The sequence below is a fragment of the Faecalibacterium sp. OF03-6AC genome (assembly GCF_003478175.1).
GTDB classification, from domain to species: domain Bacteria; phylum Bacillota; class Clostridia; order Oscillospirales; family Ruminococcaceae; genus Faecalibacterium; species Faecalibacterium taiwanense.
Window position 1 is genome coordinate 414789 of the sequence record NZ_QUEN01000001.1, and the last position, 16257, is coordinate 431045.

The following is a 16257-nucleotide window of genomic DNA, read 5'->3' on the forward strand; positions in this document are numbered from 1 at the left end:
CTTGACATTCTCAGACAGCTCCACTACAATAGAATCTGCATCATTGATTCTGATTTTTGAGTTATTAGCTTGTTCTGACCGACGGCTTTCATCTTTCTTGCAAAGCTGTCGGCTTTTAGCAATGAAAAGAAGAAAGAAAAGAGGACTTTATTCTATGACTACTGAACAGCGTGAACCGCTCTATGCGTCCACTGCGAAGCCCTGGCTGAAGTACTATGACCAGAAATACATCGACATGCCCCTGCCCAAGTGCAGCGCCTTTGAGTTTCTGTGCCATCAGAACAAAAACCACCTGAGCGAGACCGCTCTGGAGTATTATGGCCGCAAATTCACCTTTGCAGACCTCTTTGTGAATGTCAAGAAAACCGCGGCCGCCTTCCGTGCTCTCGGCGTGAAGAAGGGCGACATCATCACCGTTGTCAGTGTGATGACCCCCGAGGTGATCTACGCCTTCTACGCTGTTGATATGATCGGCGCAACGCTGAATCTGGTGGACCCGCGCTACAGCGTTGAGGGCATCCACGAGTACATCGAAGAGGTAGATTCCCGTCTGCTGATCTGCCTGAATGTGACCTATGAGCGCTGCCACAAGGCAGAAAAGCGCACCAATGTGGAGCGCGTTCTGGTCATCAGCCCCGCAGACTCCCTGCCGCTGCATCTGGCCGTCGGCTACAAGCTGACCAACCCCGATAAGAACCGCTACAAGTCCAACGTGATCCACTGGAAGGACTTTATTGCACAGGGCAAGGATCAGAGCATGAATGCCGAGCCCTACGACCCGCAGCACGCCTGCGTGGTGGTGCACACCGGCGGCACCACCGGTTCGCCCAAGGGTGTTATGCTGACCGACGACAGCTTTAACTCTCTGGCCCACGAATTCATCGCCCAGAGCAACCTGTTCTGCCGCGGCCAGAAGCTGATGAACGTCATGCCTCCGTTCATTGCCTACGGCTATGCCTGCGGCGTGCACATGCCGTTGGTCATGGGCCTGCACGTCGTTATCATCCCCAATCTGGACCCCGACAAGCTGGGCGCACTGATCTGGAAGCACAAGCCCGAGCACATGTTCGGCGTTCCGGCCCACTACCAGCAGATGGCAGCTTCCCCGCTGCTCAAGAAGAAGAAGGATCTCTCCTTCATCCGCAACTATGCTGCCGGCGGCGACTCGCTGCCGCTGGGCGCTGAGCTGACTGTGAACGAGTTCCTGAAGGCGCACAACGTGGAATATCCGCTGGCCAAGGGCTACGGCATGACCGAGGTCGCCTCTGCCGCTACCGTTGCCGCCGGCAACGTGACCAAGCCCGGCAGCGTGGGCATTCCCATGCTGAACACGGTGGTGTCCATTTTTGAGCCTGGCACCGAGACCGAACTGCCCATCGGTGAGCGCGGCGAGATCTGCATCTGCACCCCCACCGTCATGAAGGGCTACTACAATAAGCCCGAGGAGACCGACATGATCCTGCGCCGCCATGCAGACGGCCAGATCTGGGCACACACCGGCGATGTCGGCTACATGGACGAGGACGGCTTTGTGTATCTGGATTCCCGCATCAAGCGCATGATCATCCGTCACGATGGCTTCAAGGTGTTCCCGTCCATGATCGAGAACGTCATCAGCCGCCACCCGGCCGTGCATCAGTGCTCGGTGGTGGGCTGCACCGATAAGGACCATGTGCAGGGCCGTCTGCCTTTCGTGTATGTGGTGCTGGACCCGGAGGCCGACAAGAAGAAGCGCCAGATCGTGCGGGAGCTGCGCCAGCTGTGCAAGGAAGAGCTGCCGGAGTATGTGCAGCCGGTGGGCTACAAGTTCATCTCCGAAATGCCCTTTACCCCTGTTGGCAAGGTGGACTACCGCAAGCTGGAAGAAGAGATCACTCCCCGCGATTATTGATCCTGAACTTCACTCTGTAATTTTTCAGACACTGAGCTCTCCCGAAAGGGGGAGCTTTTTTGTATGGAAGAAACCGCAGAATACGGATGCAGCAATGGCCGCAATTTTTTGAATTTTGTCAGTTGACAATTTTTACTTTCCATTTTATCATAGAGACAACAGCTGTGCCGCACAGGTGCAGTCATTCCAGAAAGAAGGAATTACAATGAAAAACAAAAAGTTTGCCAGCTTTCTGGCCGCAGCGGCAGCGCTTGTGCTGCTGGCCATGCCTGCATTTGCTGCCGACGAACAGACGGAGCTGCCTGCCGCCGAAGCGGCAGAGGTGCAGCAGGAGCAGACCGCAGCGCCTGCCGAGCAGGAGACCGCCCTGCCCGCCGATGCCCAGACAGCCGGCGAACCGGAGCAGCAGCTCACCTATGTGGCGCTGGGCGACAGCATCACCTCCGGTGTCGGCCTTGCCGATATGAAATACAACATCGCCCAGATCGGCTACGATCTGCAGCCGAACTTTGAGGGCTACTCTTCCCAATGCTACACCGCCCTTGTGGGCAAGGGCCTTGGGCTGGACCGCCAGCACGCCATCAATCTGGGCCTGCCCGGCCTGATGAGCCCTGACATGGTGGATATGGTGCAGAACAGCGCCATGCCCAAGATGAATCAGGCTTCCGGCGCATATTACGTCTACCCGGAATATCAGGAGTATCTGCGCAAGGCCGATATCATTTCCATCCAGATCGGCTCCAACGACGCGCTGGTGCCCTGCATCGTAGGTCTGGGCGAGGCCACCAACTGGAAGAGCGAGCAGCTTGCCGCACTGATGGTCAGCGGTGCCCTGCGTGATTTCAACTTCCAGAAGCTGGGGCTCTTCCTCGAAGCGCTGAACCGTATGACCCTTACCTTTGACGAGAGCCGCGCCACCAACCGCCTGCTGTTCCGCGGCATGGATGAGATCTGCGATCAGGCCTATACCAATGTGACCAACAGCCTGCCGCAGATCGTGGCCGGTATTCGCGCACTGAACCCGGATGCCAAAATCGTGCTGCTGGGCTATACCAATCCCGTGCCTCTGCTGCCCGCATGGAACCGCTATTTCAGCAAATTGAACCGCTTTGCCAAAGACCTTGCCACACAGGAAGGCTTGACCTATGTTGCCATTCCCCGTGCGCAGACCGCTGCCGACGGCCACCCCACCGTTAAGGGCCACCAGTACATTGCAAACCAGATTTTGAATGCTCTGAAGTGAGCTTTCCATCAAAAAAGCCTGTCTCATTTTTGCGAGACAGGCTTTTTGTTTGCGCTGTTCTGTTTTCAGCTCAGCCGGCCGCTTTCCACCGAAAAGCTGATATCTGCCGCAGCCATGGTAGACTTGCGGTGGGAGACCAACAGCACCGTTTTGTCTTTGCACTCTGCCCGCACAGCCTTGAGGATGACCCCCTCATTCAGGCTGTCCAGATTGGAGGTAGGCTCGTCCAGCAGCAGGAAGGGTGCATCATGCAGGAAGGCACGCGCCACACCGATGCGCTGGCGCTCGCCGCCGGAAAGTGCACCGCCCAGCTCACCCACCGGGGTATCATAGCCCTTGGGCAGGCTGTGGATAAAGCCGTCCAGCGCAGCCTTTTTGCAGGCTGCTTCCACCTCTTCCCGGGTGGCATCCCGCTTTGCAATGCGGATGTTGTTCTCAATGGTATCGTCGAACAGCTCGGTCTCCTGCGTCACAAGGCTTTCCTGTTCGCGCAGGGCGGCGGTGTTCACGCGGCGGATATCCTCTGCGCCAAAGCGGATGCTGCCGCTGGATACATCCCAGAAGCGCATCAGCAGCCGCAGGAAGGTAGACTTTCCGCTGCCGGAGCGGCCGGTGATGCCCACGATCTTCTTTTCCGGAATGGTCAGGCTCAGGTCATGCAGCACCTCCTCATTGGCATAGGCAAAGTTCACATGCTCTGCCGCAGCACCTGCAAATGCGGTGTCTGTGCCGTCGGTCACATCGGCGGTGACGGGCTGTTCGTCCAGCAGGTCCAGCACGCGGTCTGCGCTGGCGAACACCTGCGTCAGGCTGGCACCAAGGTTTGCCAGCGCCACCACCGGGCCAAAGGAGCTGAGGGCCGAAAGGGTGCACACCAGTACGCCCTCCACGCCCATTTTACCGCTTTGGTAAAGGTTCAGGCTCACACCCAGCACGGCCAGCACCGTGAGCAGGATCAAGGTGTTCGTGATGGCCACGGTCAGGCCCTCGCGGTATTTCATCGCCTTCTGCTTTTCGCCCAGCATCTCACTGTGGGCCGTGATGCCCTCGGCGCGGGCTGCGGTGTCCTGATACTGCAGGGTATCCTTCAGGCCGCGCAGGCTTTCCAGCACATAGCTGTTGGTATCGGCCAGTGCCTGACGGTACTCCCGGGCGGCACGGTCACCGCGCTTTGCGCTCCACACCGGCAGGGCCACGCCCACCAGCAGATAGCCCGCCAGCAGCACCAGCGCAGGCAGGATGTGCCAGCTGCCCACAAAGCCCGTCATGCCGATGACGCAGATGCACGCGATGCAGATGGGCGAAATGGTGTGGGCATAGAACACCTCCAGCGCTTCGATATCGGCGGTGATGAGCGAGATCAGGTCGCCGCGGTCACGGCCTTCCAGCTTTGCAGGGGTCAGACGGCGCAGCGCCCCGAATACCTTATCGCGGATCAGGGCCAGCAGCTTGAAGGCGATATAGTGGTTGGACGCCTGCTCTGCGTAACGCAGAACGCCGCGCAGCAGCGCAAACACCAGAATGCAGGCAAAGGCCGTGCCCACGGTCCTCACCGGGCTTGCAAGCCCCAGCGCACGCAGGATGCCAAAACCGCCAAAGATGGTAATGAAGGTGGCGCAGAAGTGGCCTGCCACACCCATCACGATCGCTGCCAGCATGATAGGCAGCATGGGCTTTACCAGCACGATCAACCGCCCCACAATGGCAAAGGGGCTGCGGCGATTGATTTTATTCATATCAGGCATCCTCCTTTCCCAGCGTTTCAAGCTGTTTCTGGGCCGTATACAGGCGGCTATAGGCTCCCTGCCGGGCCAGCAGTTCGGCATGTGTGCCCTGCTCGATCACCCGGCCATTGCTCATTGCATAGATGCAGTCGCTGTGCACCACATTGGCCAGACGGTGCGAAATGAGGATGATCGTCTTTTTTCCGGCCAGACTGTGGATGGCCTGCATGATATCGTTCTCGCTCTCGGCATCCACGTTGGAAGTGGCTTCGTCAAACAGGTAGATGGGCGTATCGTGCAGCAGGGCGCGGGCCATGGCAAGGCGCTGGCGCTGACCGCCGGAAAGATTGCTGCCGCCCTCATGCAGAGCGGTCTGCAGGCCGTTCTGGCTGCGGCAGAAATCGGCCAGATTCACCTGTTCCAATGCCGCCCAGAGCTGTGCCTCGTCCGCGTCCGGCTTTGCCATGCGCAGGTTGCTCTCCACCGTACCCTTGAAGATGGCGGCGTTGTGGGGCACCAGCGTCAGGGTGCGCAGACGCTGTTCCTGCTGCAGCTCCTGCACCGGCACACCGCCCAGCGTCACGCTGCCGGTATAGCCGGTGCGGCTGCCGGACAGCAGCGCCGCAATGGTGCTTTTGCCGCAGCCACTCTCACCCACCAGCGAGACAAAGCTGCCCTGCGGAATGGTAAAGGAGACATCGTTCAGGATGGTGCGGTCCTTCTCGTAGCCAAAGGTGACATGCTCAAGCTTCAGAGTCGTATTCTCTCCGGGCACGCGGTCGCCATCGGCAGGCTCTTCCGCTGCCAGAAGCTTGAAGATCTTCTCTGCCGAAGCGGCACCGTTCATGGCAATGTGGAAGTAGCTGCCCAGCAGCCGCAGCGGCAGGAAAAAGTCCGCCGCCAGCAGCACGATGGTCAATGTGGCGGTCAGGGTCAGCCGGCCTGCCGCAAATGCAGCCACCGCGCTGATGATGCCAAGGCCCGCACCACCGTAAGCCATCAGGTCCATCAGTGTCACCGAGTTCAGCTGCATGGTGAGCACCTTCATGGTGATCCTGCGGAAGCGCTCGGCCTGCGCATTCATCTGCTCGTGCTTCCAGCCGTCGGCCTGATAAATTTTCAGGGTGGTCAGGCCCTGAATGTTCTCAAGGAAGCTGTCGCCAAGGGTGGTGTACTCGCCCCAGTAGTTTGCCAGCAGCTTTTTGGCAAACTTCTGCACCGCCACAATGGACATGGGGATCAGCGGCACGCAGCACAGCAGGATGATGGCCGACCGTGCGTGCACACCCACCAGCAGCACAAACAGGGTAACGGGTGCCAGCAGGCTGTAAAACAGCTGCGGCAGGTATTTTGCAAAGTAGGTGTCGATCTGCTCCACACCTTCGCTGGCCAGCATCACCACCTCGCTGGTGGCCGCCGTCTCGGTGTAGTTGGGGCCAAGGCGGGCAAGCTTTGCGTAGATGCTGCTGCGCAGAGTGCGCTTGACATCCTTGGAAGCCTGATCGCTCATGGCTGATGCCAGCATGGTAAAGGCAAAGCGCATGGGCACCGTGGCAAGGCAGAGCACAAGGTTCTGCCACAGCTGTGCACTGGTCAGGCTGCCCGCAAAGGCTGCGCCCACCAGCTGGGCAATGGCCCGCACAAAGATCACGTTGCACAGCATCCCCAGCCATTGGAAAGCCACATTGGCTCCCACATAGCGCAGTGCACCGTGGTCAAAGGACAGCAATTTTTTATTGATCACTGGGCTTTCTCCGTTTCTGTTTTTTCTGCATCACTGCCGAACAGACGCTCATATTCGCCGGTAAAGATGCGCTCCGGCAGTGCACTGGTCATGGCAAGGGCAGCGGTAAAGCGCTCTTCTTCGCTCAGCGGCTCACCGACCGGCGGGAAATGGGTCAGGATCGTTTTCAGCTCCCGATCCACCTGTTTTGCCACCCAGATGCCCCGGTCTGTCATATAGATCTTGCCGTAGTGCTCCTTTACGATCATGCCGCGCTCCATGAGCAGATTCATGATACGCACCACCGAGGGCTTGGTCACGCCAAGCTTTTCGGCAATGCTGCGGGAGCTGATATCCAGATGGGTCTGTGAGACTTCGTAGATCGCCAGCAGATAGCGCAGATGCGCCGACGTAAGTTCCATCCCGATCACTCTCTTTCGTTCTGAATTTCCAATGTTATCCAAAGCTAACTTTTTGTTTTTGAAAAAAGGGCGCGAGCCGAATGTTCCAGCCCGCGCCCTTTGCGGATCATTTCAATGCTCAGTGACAGCCGCTGCAACCGCTGCAGCTGCCATTGCAGCCGCCTTCGCCGCAGCCGCTGCACCCACTGCAGCCGCCGCCATGCTTGTGGGAGTGCCATGTGATCCAGCCCACACCGCCAAACACGATGACTGCCACAATGATCGTGGGCAGATTAAAATTTGCAGCGAGGAATTCCATCATACAAAACACACCCTTTCACAATGTCATGCGGTTCGATCAGATCTTGGTCACGTCGATCTTGACTTCGTTGTCGCTCGCGTACTTGTTGGGACGCACCAGCAGGTAGATGAAGCCGACCAGAACCACAGCAGCCACGATGGTGAAGAAATTGAAGCCGATCTCACCAGTGATGATACCGCCCAGCTGGTACACCACCAGAGCGGCGCAGTAAGCCAGAGCGCACATATAACCAATGGCGATGGCGGTCCACTTGCCGTTGTTCATCTCGCGCTTGATGGCGCCCATAGCAGCGAAGCAGGGAGCGCACAGCAGGTTGAAGATCATGAAGGCGTAAGCCGACAGAGCGGTGTAGTCCTGCGCAACAGCAGCCCAGATCTCATCGCCGTTCTCAGACAGCTCGCCGCCGAAGTGATACAGAACACCGAAGGTACCAACCACGTTCTCCTTTGCGATCAGGCCGGAGACGGAAGCGACAGTTGCACGCCAGTTGCCGAAGCCCAGAGGTGCAAAGATCCATGCGACCTTGGTAGCGATCGCAGCCAGCACGGAGTTGTCCTGATCCTCGACCATGCCGAAGACACCATTCTCGAAGCCGAAGCCCTGCAGGAACCACAGCACAACGGTAGCGGCCAGAATGACGGAGCCTGCGCGCTTGATGAAGGACCAGCCGCGCTCCCAGGTTGCACGGAACACGTTGCCCCATGCAGGCACATGGTATGCGGGCAGCTCCATCACGAAGGGAGCGGGATCACCTGCGAAGAGCTTGGTCTTCTTCAGGATCACGCCGGAGCAGATGATGGCAGCCATGCCAATGAAGTAAGCAGAGACAGCCACCAGAGAAGAACCGCCGAACATCGCACCTGCGATGAGGCCGATGATGGGCATCTTTGCGCCGCAGGGGATGAAGCAGGTGGTCATGATGGTCATGCGGCGGTCACGCTCGTTCTCGATGGTACGGGAAGCCATAACACCGGGCACGCCGCAGCCGGTACCGACCAGCACGGGGATGAAGCTTTTACCGGACAGGCCGAACTTGCGGAAGATACGGTCCATGATGAAGGCGACACGGGACATATAGCCCACATCCTCCAGAATGGACAGCAGGAAGAACAGCACCAGCATCTGGGGAACGAAGCCCAGAACCGCGCCGACACCGGCAACGATGCCGTCCATGATCAGGCCGTACAGCCAGCCTGCCACGCCGATGCTCTCCAGCAAGCCGCCCAGAGCATTGGGAACGATCTCACCGAACAGGACATCGTTGGTCCAGTCGGTGGCAAAGGTACCAATGGCCCAGCCGCCGTCTGCAATGGAGGTGCCCATGGACAGGGAGTACATCAGGAACATGACCAGTGCGAAGATGGGCAGAGCCAGGATACGGTTGGTCACGATCTGGTCGATCTTATCGGAAACGGTCAGGTGCTCCACGCGGGCCTTTTTCTTAACAGCTTTGCCCACGACGGTGTTGATATATGCATAGCGCTGGTTGGTGATGATGCTCTCAGCGTCATCGTCCATCTCAGCTTCGCAGTCCTTGATGTGCTGGTCGATGTGGTCGATCAGGCTCTTGTCGAGCTTCAGCTCATCCATGACCTTCTCGTCGCGCTCGAACAGCTTGACGGCATACCAGCGCAGGAAGCGGTCATCCACCTTGCCCTGAATGGACTCTTCGATGTGGGCAATGGCGTGCTCCACGCTGCCGGTGAACACATGGGGCAGCTCAGCAGCCTTGGTAGCCTTTGCAGCAGCCACAGCAGCCTTTGCAGCAGCCTCGGTGCCCTCGCCCTTCAGTGCGCTGATCTCCACCGCCTGACAGCCCAGTTCTGCGCTCAGCTTCTTCAGGTCGATCTTATCACCGTTCTTGCGCACCAGATCGATCATGTTCACAGCCATGACCACCGGGATGCCCAGCTCGATCAGCTGGGTGGTCAGGTACAGGTTACGCTCAATGTTGGTACCATCGATGATGTTCAGGATGGCATCGGGCTTCTCCTTGACCAGATAAGTACGGGAAACCACTTCTTCCAGCGTGTACGGAGACAGCGAGTAGATACCGGGCAGATCCTGAATGATAACATCCTTGTCGCCCTTCAGCTTGCCTTCCTTCTTTTCCACCGTAACGCCGGGCCAGTTGCCGACATACTGGTTGGAGCCGGTCAGATTGTTGAACAGGGTCGTTTTACCGCAGTTCGGGTTGCCGGCAAGTGCAATTTTAATGCTCATTGCTTAATCCTTCCTCCCTTTGGGATCAGACTACTTCGATCATTTCAGCATCGGCCTTGCGCACGCTCAGCTCGTAGTTGCGCACGGTCAGCTCCATGGGGTCGCCCAGAGGTGCCACCTTACGGACATAGATCTCAACACCCTTGGTGATGCCCATGTCCATGATGCGGCGCTTGACCGGGCCTTCACCGTGCAGCTTTGCCACAGTAGCGGTCTCGCCGACCTTTACGTCTTTCAGAGTTTTCATCCTTAACCATCCTCCTCTGCTTGTCTTTATAGAGAGACTATTCCAGTTTCGGAGCAGCTCCCAAACAGCGCCTGGGCACTGTTCAGCCAATCATGATACGGTTTGCCATGGTCTTGTCCAGCGCGATGCGGCTCTCCTTGACCTGAATGATCAGGTTGCCTGCGATCTCGTTGACGACCGTTACCTCACTGTCCACCACAAAACCCAGCTCTGCCAGATGCAGCCGGATTTCGTCCTTGCCGGTGATCTTTTTGATGGTGACGGTCTCCCCTGCTTTTGCCATTGTCAAAGGCATCATACTTCCGCTTCCCTTCCTGTTTGAATCTGGGATATCGCTGCGGTTAGTCAGCCGCAACTACCAACGTGGATAGTTTACGCTCACTAACCTTTTATGTCAATAGTTTTTTCACAATTAAAAGTTAGTTCATATGAACAAACAATTTTTCTGCCCGATTTTTTCCGTTTTTTCACCACAATCAACAACAACTAACTCAAATTATTGAATCAAAGTTAGCCATTGTTTACATTTTCTTGTTCTTTTTTGGCGGCATCTTGTAAACTATCACAAAGCTTTTTCTCTGACCTGCTGTGCTCTTTTGCTGCAAATGACACAGCCGCGTGGTACAGTGGTCAGTCTGCACCGCGCGGCCGCGTGTCAAAAGGAGGATTTCTTTCCTGCCAGTGCGTGGACACCAGCAGGTGCCAGGATAAAAAGAGAGTATTTGAAAAGAGAATGACAAATTTTAAGCCGCCACGGCAAGGCGGAGAATGGGCGTTCCACTGTGGAACAGCCGCAGATAGACTGCTGTGCACTTGCTCAGCTGGTCAAAGTGCTTCTGCGCCGCATCCGGGTCGCCATAGGACTTCCAGCAGCCGCAACAGGTAAAGTTTTTGCCGCGGTTCTCGATAAAGCCCACAACATCGCCCAGAGGATAGCCGAGGAACACCCCGATCTCATGCGGAAATTCTGCCGAACAGCACAGCTTGCGGGAAAGCTGAGTGAGCATATTGCCCACATCCGGTGCTTCGCCCGCTTCCGGCAGGCGGTAGCCCTCCTGCCGCAGAAAGCTCTGCACCTTTTCATCTGCCAGCACGGCAGCCAGCCTGCTTTCACGGTAGACATACACAAGATACCGGTGGTTGAGCACGCAGCCCTTGAGCACCCGCACACGCAGGCCCTTGGGCTGAAGCTGGGCATTCCAGTTTTTCACCCGGCGCGCAAGGTCGGCGCAGTCGCGGGTCTCATAGCGGAACAGGCCTGCCGGTTTCAGGCCGGCCAGCACCGGGGCACACTGTTCGATCATGACCGTTTCAAAATTGCGCTCCATGTCTGTGCCCTCCCGCCTTGTTTCTCCGGGCTATTGTTCCCCGGATGCGCCGTGGTTATAAGTTAGATATTTCTAACCAGGATTCCAAAAAAGAAGCAGCTTTGCGCGGAGCATTCAAGGCTTCGGCCTGCCGATCTGTTTCTTGTGGTTAGTTATTTCTAACGTGACTGTATCTTACCACAGCGGTGGGCCGTTGTCAACACTTTTCTTGAAAAAAGTTATTCGTAACAAACCGCAGTTTTCTTCACCTCGCTTTTTGTGCATTCTACCGTTTTGAGATACGGTATGGTATAATAAGGAAAACCCTCTCAGGCGCTAACGCGCCAGCTCCCCCGAAGGGGGAGCTCTTTATAGAGTCAGCGCATTCAAAAGCTCTCCCCTTCGGGAGAGCTGGCATTGCACAGCAATGACTGAGAGGGTTCTATCTTATAAAAGGAGCATGTTTCCCATGCCACAGAACATTGCACCGCCGGGCCTGATCTCCCTTCTTGCCGCCGCACTGGCACAGCAGCCCACAAAGCCGCTGGTGCTGGCGCTGGATGGCCGCTGCGGCAGCGGCAAGACCACCCTTGCAAATACGCTGGCCCGGCAGTTCCCGGCCAGCATCACCCTGCACACCGATGATTTTTACCTGCCGCCTGCACAGCGCATCCGCGGCTGGGAGAAAACGCCCTGCGCCAATATGGACCTTGCCCGCCTGCGGGACGAAGCCCTGCGCCCAGCCTACGAGGGCCAGCCGGTGCAGTACCGTGCCTATTCCTGCCGCGAGGGTGCGTACCTGCCCGCGCGGGAGCTGGCCGCGCAGCCGCTGGTGATTTTGGAGGGCAGCTACAGCCACCACCCGCTGCTGACCGGTTACGAAACGCTGCGGGTGTTCCTGACCTGCGCAAAAGAAGAGCAGACCCGCCGCCTGCAGGCGCGGGAGGGGGAGCGATATGCCAATTTTGCCGCCCGGTGGGTGCCGCTGGAGGAAGCATATTTTGCGCAGTACAATGTTGAGGTCAAAGCAGATTTTGCGATAGACACCACGCCCAACTGAGTCATCCATACAAAAAGCACCTGTCACGGAAAATCTCCATGACAGGCGCTTTTTTTACGCAGTTCGTGTTTTACGGTCTGTTACTTATTCTTGTACATATCCTGATAATAGTTCTGGTAGTCGCCGCTGGTGACGTGGTCCATCCACTCCTGATGGTTCAGGTACCAGTCGATGGTCAGCACGATGCCCTTCTCAAAGGGGGTCTCGGGGTACCAGCCCAGATCGTTCTTGATCTTGGTGGGGTCGATGCCGTAGCGGCGGTCGTGACCCAGACGGTCGGCAACGTGCTTGATGAGGTCCTCGCTGATGCCCTCGTCCTGCAGACGGTCGTGGAGCTGGTTGATGATGGTCTTGACGATGAAGATGTTGGGGCGCTCGTTGTGGCCGCCCACGTTGTACACCTCGCCGACCTTGCCGCCGTTGGCCACCATATCAATGGCCTTGCAGTGATCCTCCACATACAGCCAGTCGCGGATCTGCATACCATCGCCGTAGATGGGCAGCTGCTTGTGGTGCTTGACGTTGTTGATCATCAGGGGGATCAGCTTTTCCGGGAACTGGTAGGGGCCGTAGTTGTTGGAGCAGCGGGTGATGTTCACGGGCATACCGTAGGTGTCGTGGAAGGCCATGACGAACATATCGGCGCTGGCCTTGGAGGAAGAATAGGGGCTGTGGGGGCACAGGGGGGTGGTCTCCATAAAGTAGCCCTCGGCACCCAGTGCGCCGTACACCTCATCGGTGGACACCTGCAGGTACTTCTTGCCCTCTTTCCAAGTCTTGGCATCGGCATCATACCATGCTTCCTTGGCGCGCTGCAGCAGGTTGACGGTGCCCATCACGTTGCTCTGCACAAAAATTTCGGGGTTCTTGATGGAGCGGTCCACATGGCTCTCGGCGGCAAAGTTGATGACGTAATCGAAATCGTACTTCTGGAACAGGCCTTCCACCAGCTCCTTGTCGCAGATATCGCCCTGCACGAACACATGGCGGGGGTCGCCCTCCACATCCTTCAGGTTTTCCAGATTGCCGGCGTAGGTCAGTTTATCCAGATTGACCAGCAGGATCTCCGGGTATTTCTTGAGCATATAATGCACAAAGTTGGAGCCAATAAAACCGGCGCAGCCGGTGATCAGATAGGTTTTCATAGGTTCAATTTCCTCTTTTCAGTCTTTCATCCCATTGTCGCCGTCCCAGTGGGCGAAGAAGCAGGCCAGAGCGTCTCTCCAGTCGCGCACATCGTTGCCCACGGTGCAGCGCAGCATCCGGTTGTCCAGTGCGCTCCACTTGGGGCGGTCGGCGCTTTCCGGGTGCTTTGCCTTGTATTCCTCGCTGGTGCAGGGTGCCACAGCGGCATCCACGCCGGACAGGCGGATGATCTCGGACGCAAAATCATACCACGAGCAGATGCCCTCGCCGGTGCAGTGGTACAGGCCGTACTCGTGGGTCACGCACAGCTGCAGGATCTCGTGGGCCAGATCCACCGCGTTGGTGGGGTTGCCGCGCTGGTCATTGACCACTTCCAGCTTGCCAAACTTCTTGCCTGCGTTCACGATGGTCTTGACGAAGTTTTTGCCGTAGTAGCTGTAGAGCCACGCGGTGCGCACGATGAAGTGACGGTGGCAGAACTGCTCCACATACTTTTCGCCCATGAGCTTGGTAGAGCCATAGGCGCTGATGGGGCCGGGAATGGTGGCTTCGTCCTGTGCAACGCCGCCGTTCTCACGGCCGGAGAACACATAATCGGTGGAGACGTGTACCAGTCGTGCACCGGTCTTTTCCGCTGCCTGTGCCAGATTGCGGGGGCCGAGGGCGTTTGCCTTGAAGGCGGCATCATGGTTCACTTCGCAGCCGTCCACATTGGTGTAGGCAGCGCAGTTGATGATGACATCCGGGCGGTTGCGGCGGATGAACTCGTCCACCATTTTGTAGTTGGAGATATCCAGATCCGGCAGGTCCACGGCGATCACCGTGGCATTGAGCAGTTTTTCGGGGATGGGGCCGATCTCGCTGCGGCCTTCGCGCAGCTGCTTGAGGATCTCGGTGCCCAGCTGACCCTTGCAGCCGGTAACAATGATTTTCATATGGGTATGCCTCTCTTTTGCTTAATAGCGCAGCTTGCCGTCTGCAACGTTCTTCAGGTGCTGGCCGTAAGGACTCTTGCCGTAGCGCTCAGCGCTTTCCAGCAGGGTGTCGCGGTCGATCCAGCCGTACTTGAAGGCGATCTCTTCCGGCGCACTGATCTTGATGCCCTGGCGCTTCTCGATCATGCGCACAAAATCGGCTGCTTCCACCAGACTGTCCATGGTGCCGGTGTCCAGCCATGCAAAACCGCGGCCCAGCAGCTGAACATCCAGCTCGTCCTTCTTCAGATACATGTCGTTCAGGGTGGTGATCTCCAGCTCGCCGCGGGCAGAGGGCTTGACCTGCTTTGCCATCTTCACGACCTCTTTGTTATAGAAGTACAGGCCGGTGATGGCGTAGTTGGACTTGGGGTGCTGAGGCTTTTCCTCCACGCTGAGCACCTTGCCGTCCTTGTCGAACTCCACGATGCCAAAGCGCTCCGGGTCCTGCACATAGTAGCCGAACACGGTGCAGCGGCCTTTGTTTTCCGCATTGGCAGCGGCGGTCTTGAGGATCTTGGAGAAGCCGTTGCCGTAGAAGATGTTATCGCCCAGGATCATGGCGCAGCAGTCGTCGCCAATGAACTCTTCGCCCAGAATGAAGGCCTGTGCCAGACCGTCCGGAGAGGGCTGAACTTTATACTGCAGATGGATGCCGTACTGGCTGCCATCACCCAACAGCGCCTCAAAGCGAGGCGTATCGGTCGGGGTGGAGATGATTAGGATGTCCTGAATGCCTGCCAGCATCAGCGTGGACAGGGGGTAATAGATCATCGGCTTGTCGTAGACCGGCAGCAGCTGCTTGCTGGTGACCATGGTCAGCGGGTAAAGCCGGGTGCCGGCACCGCCGGCAAGAATGATACCTTTCATATTTGTGCACTCCTTTAAAATAGATTGAAAAGTTGTGCAGCTGTACGCCGCCCAGACGGGAGACCGCCCGGATGACGTATGGATTCAAAGCGGAGCTGCGTCCGCTGTAAACAAATTCAGGAGCCGCTCCCCCCTGCCCAAAATGGCAAAATGGGAATAGCAGTTCACTTTATTTTACTATCAAATCACACAAAAAGCAAGAAAGAACGGCTTTCCCGAAAAATTTTCCGGAAAAGCCGTTCTGAAACTCCTTCAATCTCGCATTTGTTCCGCCCAAAAGGCCCCCTCTCCGAGGGGGCTGGCAATGCCGCAGGCATTGACTGGGGGAGTTACCACGCAAAGCCCCACTTGGAGAAATAGCGCAGCAGGCTGCGCAGCTGCCACAAAAAGGGCTTCAGACTGCGGTGCGCGGCGCGGTGCCACGCATGGATGGCCGTATACTGGGGCACTAGATACGCTTTGCCCCGGGTGCGCATCTTCTGGGTGAGGTCGGCATCCTCCACGTACATGAAGTAGTCCTCGTCAAATCCGCCCACAGCCTTGAACACCGCAGTATCCACGGCCGAGAAGCTGCCGGTGCAGAACTCGATCTCGGTGGGTTTTGTCAGGTCTTTGTCCGCCATGAGATAGCGCTCGTTGTACTTTGCCCAGAATTTCAGGCAGGGCAGCTGGCGGTACACCATGGCCCGCACACTGCACCGGCGCAGCGGCAGACGCTGGGGCCGCCCGTCCGGGAAGGTGAGCGCGGGCCGCGCCATCACCACGCCGGGGTGCTGTGCCATCCAGTCCGCAAGGTCGCTCAGCGTATCCGCAGTGAGCTGGATATCCGGGTTCAGGATAAAGTGCACCCGGCTTTGCAGCAGGCTGAGCACCGTGTTGTGGCCGGTGCCAAAGCCGCCGTTCTCTGTACGGCAGAGCACCTCCACCTTCTGGTCCTCGCGGATGTGCAGGGTGCCGTCCTTCGCGGCCTTGGCAAGGCACTGGCCGCTGCCGTCCGGGCTGGCGTTGTCCACCAGATACAGCGTCAGCGGGTGGCGGCGGGTGCAGTCCAGCACGGTCTGTGCCGCCCTGAGCGCTTCATCTGCGCCGTTATAAACTACAATACAAGCAGAAAGTTCCATGTCGT

The 16257-nt window shown here is 57.6% G+C and carries 15 protein-coding genes; 3 read left to right on the forward strand and 12 right to left on the reverse strand.

All coding sequences use genetic code 11. The features are described 5' to 3' along the window. The first annotated feature begins 154 nt into the window (after window positions 1-154). Entirely contained in the window at window positions 155-1891 is a 1737-nt protein-coding gene (locus DXA66_RS01945; protein WP_118526482.1) for a class I adenylate-forming enzyme family protein, read from the forward strand. Between the two features lie 205 nt (window positions 1892-2096). Next, window positions 2097-3134, forward strand: coding sequence for a GDSL-type esterase/lipase family protein (locus DXA66_RS01950; RefSeq protein WP_118526484.1), 1038 nt, complete (start codon window positions 2097-2099; stop codon window positions 3132-3134). A gap of 65 nt (window positions 3135-3199) precedes the next feature. Here the strand turns inward: DXA66_RS01950 and DXA66_RS01955 are convergent, their stop codons facing one another. The 8 genes from DXA66_RS01955 to DXA66_RS01990 all read right to left on the reverse strand — a co-directional run bounded on the left by DXA66_RS01955 (window position 3200) and on the right by DXA66_RS01990 (window position 11102). Beyond that, entirely contained in the window at window positions 3200-4870 is a 1671-nt protein-coding gene (locus tag DXA66_RS01955) for an amino acid ABC transporter ATP-binding/permease protein (RefSeq protein ID WP_118526486.1), read from the reverse strand. Window position 4871: 1 nt separating this feature from the next. Continuing rightward, window positions 4872-6602 carry an ABC transporter ATP-binding protein/permease gene (locus DXA66_RS01960; protein ID WP_118526488.1) on the reverse strand — a complete coding sequence of 577 codons (1731 nt, stop codon included), beginning with the start codon at window positions 6600-6602 and terminating at the stop codon, window positions 4872-4874. Then, window positions 6599-7003, reverse strand: a complete 405-nt coding sequence (locus DXA66_RS01965; RefSeq protein ID WP_097776443.1) for a metal-dependent transcriptional regulator — start codon at window positions 7001-7003, stop codon at window positions 6599-6601. Before DXA66_RS01965 ends, DXA66_RS01960 begins: the two co-directional genes overlap by 4 nt. A gap of 118 nt (window positions 7004-7121) precedes the next feature. Then, window positions 7122-7304 (reverse strand): FeoB-associated Cys-rich membrane protein, encoded by a 183-nt coding sequence (locus DXA66_RS01970; protein ID WP_044954063.1) that lies wholly within the window; start codon window positions 7302-7304, stop codon window positions 7122-7124. A gap of 36 nt (window positions 7305-7340) precedes the next feature. Further along, window positions 7341-9527 (reverse strand): ferrous iron transport protein B, encoded by a 2187-nt coding sequence (gene feoB / locus DXA66_RS01975; RefSeq protein WP_118526490.1) that lies wholly within the window; start codon window positions 9525-9527, stop codon window positions 7341-7343. Between the two features lie 25 nt (window positions 9528-9552). Continuing rightward, window positions 9553-9774, reverse strand: a complete 222-nt coding sequence (locus tag DXA66_RS01980; RefSeq protein WP_005944554.1) for a FeoA family protein — start codon at window positions 9772-9774, stop codon at window positions 9553-9555. Window positions 9775-9856: 82 nt separating this feature from the next. Then, the gene (locus DXA66_RS01985; protein ID WP_005944556.1) at window positions 9857-10072 is read right to left on the reverse strand and encodes a FeoA family protein; all 216 of its coding nucleotides are present in this window, start codon (window positions 10070-10072) and stop codon (window positions 9857-9859) included. A gap of 445 nt (window positions 10073-10517) precedes the next feature. Then, on the reverse strand, window positions 10518-11102 hold the full coding sequence (locus DXA66_RS01990; RefSeq protein ID WP_118526492.1) for a DUF3793 family protein: 585 nt from the start codon (window positions 11100-11102) through the stop codon (window positions 10518-10520). A gap of 448 nt (window positions 11103-11550) precedes the next feature. On the opposite strand from DXA66_RS01990, the gene DXA66_RS02000 reads away from it, so the two are divergent. Further along, window positions 11551-12141 carry a uridine kinase gene (locus tag DXA66_RS02000; protein ID WP_118526494.1) on the forward strand — a complete coding sequence of 197 codons (591 nt, stop codon included), beginning with the start codon at window positions 11551-11553 and terminating at the stop codon, window positions 12139-12141. An 80-nt stretch (window positions 12142-12221) separates the two neighbouring features. On the opposite strand, the gene rfbB is transcribed toward DXA66_RS02000, so the two are convergent. The 4 genes from rfbB to DXA66_RS02020 all read right to left on the reverse strand — a co-directional run bounded on the left by rfbB (window position 12222) and on the right by DXA66_RS02020 (window position 16252). Further along, entirely contained in the window at window positions 12222-13286 is a 1065-nt protein-coding gene (rfbB, locus tag DXA66_RS02005) for a dTDP-glucose 4,6-dehydratase (protein ID WP_118526496.1), read from the reverse strand. Between the two features lie 18 nt (window positions 13287-13304). Then, window positions 13305-14222: a dTDP-4-dehydrorhamnose reductase gene (gene rfbD / locus DXA66_RS02010; protein WP_118526498.1), complete on the reverse strand. Its 918-nt coding sequence runs from the start codon at window positions 14220-14222 to the stop codon at window positions 13305-13307. 21 nt (window positions 14223-14243) lie between these two features. Next, window positions 14244-15131 (reverse strand): glucose-1-phosphate thymidylyltransferase RfbA, encoded by an 888-nt coding sequence (gene rfbA, locus DXA66_RS02015; protein ID WP_005944568.1) that lies wholly within the window; start codon window positions 15129-15131, stop codon window positions 14244-14246. Window positions 15132-15460: 329 nt separating this feature from the next. Further along, the gene (locus tag DXA66_RS02020; RefSeq protein ID WP_097776436.1) at window positions 15461-16252 is read right to left on the reverse strand and encodes a glycosyltransferase; all 792 of its coding nucleotides are present in this window, start codon (window positions 16250-16252) and stop codon (window positions 15461-15463) included. Window positions 16253-16257 lie beyond the last annotated feature (5 nt).

Coding starts and splice junctions, on each gene's coding strand:
- DXA66_RS02020 (WP_097776436.1), bottom strand. CDS start 16,252: ATGGAACTTTCTGCTTGTATTGTAGTTTATAACGGCGCAGATGAAGCG.
- DXA66_RS01990 (WP_118526492.1), bottom strand. CDS start 11,102: ATGGAGCGCAATTTTGAAACGGTCATGATCGAACAGTGTGCCCCGGTG.
- DXA66_RS02000 (WP_118526494.1), top strand. CDS start 11,551: ATGCCACAGAACATTGCACCGCCGGGCCTGATCTCCCTTCTTGCCGCC.
- rfbB (WP_118526496.1), bottom strand. CDS start 13,286: ATGAAAACCTATCTGATCACCGGCTGCGCCGGTTTTATTGGCTCCAAC.
- DXA66_RS01955 (WP_118526486.1), bottom strand. CDS start 4,870: ATGAATAAAATCAATCGCCGCAGCCCCTTTGCCATTGTGGGGCGGTTG.
- DXA66_RS01970 (WP_044954063.1), bottom strand. CDS start 7,304: ATGATGGAATTCCTCGCTGCAAATTTTAATCTGCCCACGATCATTGTG.
- feoB (WP_118526490.1), bottom strand. CDS start 9,527: ATGAGCATTAAAATTGCACTTGCCGGCAACCCGAACTGCGGTAAAACG.
- DXA66_RS01945 (WP_118526482.1), top strand. CDS start 155: ATGACTACTGAACAGCGTGAACCGCTCTATGCGTCCACTGCGAAGCCC.
- DXA66_RS01985 (WP_005944556.1), bottom strand. CDS start 10,072: ATGATGCCTTTGACAATGGCAAAAGCAGGGGAGACCGTCACCATCAAA.
- DXA66_RS01980 (WP_005944554.1), bottom strand. CDS start 9,774: ATGAAAACTCTGAAAGACGTAAAGGTCGGCGAGACCGCTACTGTGGCA.
- rfbA (WP_005944568.1), bottom strand. CDS start 15,131: ATGAAAGGTATCATTCTTGCCGGCGGTGCCGGCACCCGGCTTTACCCG.
- DXA66_RS01950 (WP_118526484.1), top strand. CDS start 2,097: ATGAAAAACAAAAAGTTTGCCAGCTTTCTGGCCGCAGCGGCAGCGCTT.
- DXA66_RS01965 (WP_097776443.1), bottom strand. CDS start 7,003: ATGGAACTTACGTCGGCGCATCTGCGCTATCTGCTGGCGATCTACGAA.
- rfbD (WP_118526498.1), bottom strand. CDS start 14,222: ATGAAAATCATTGTTACCGGCTGCAAGGGTCAGCTGGGCACCGAGATC.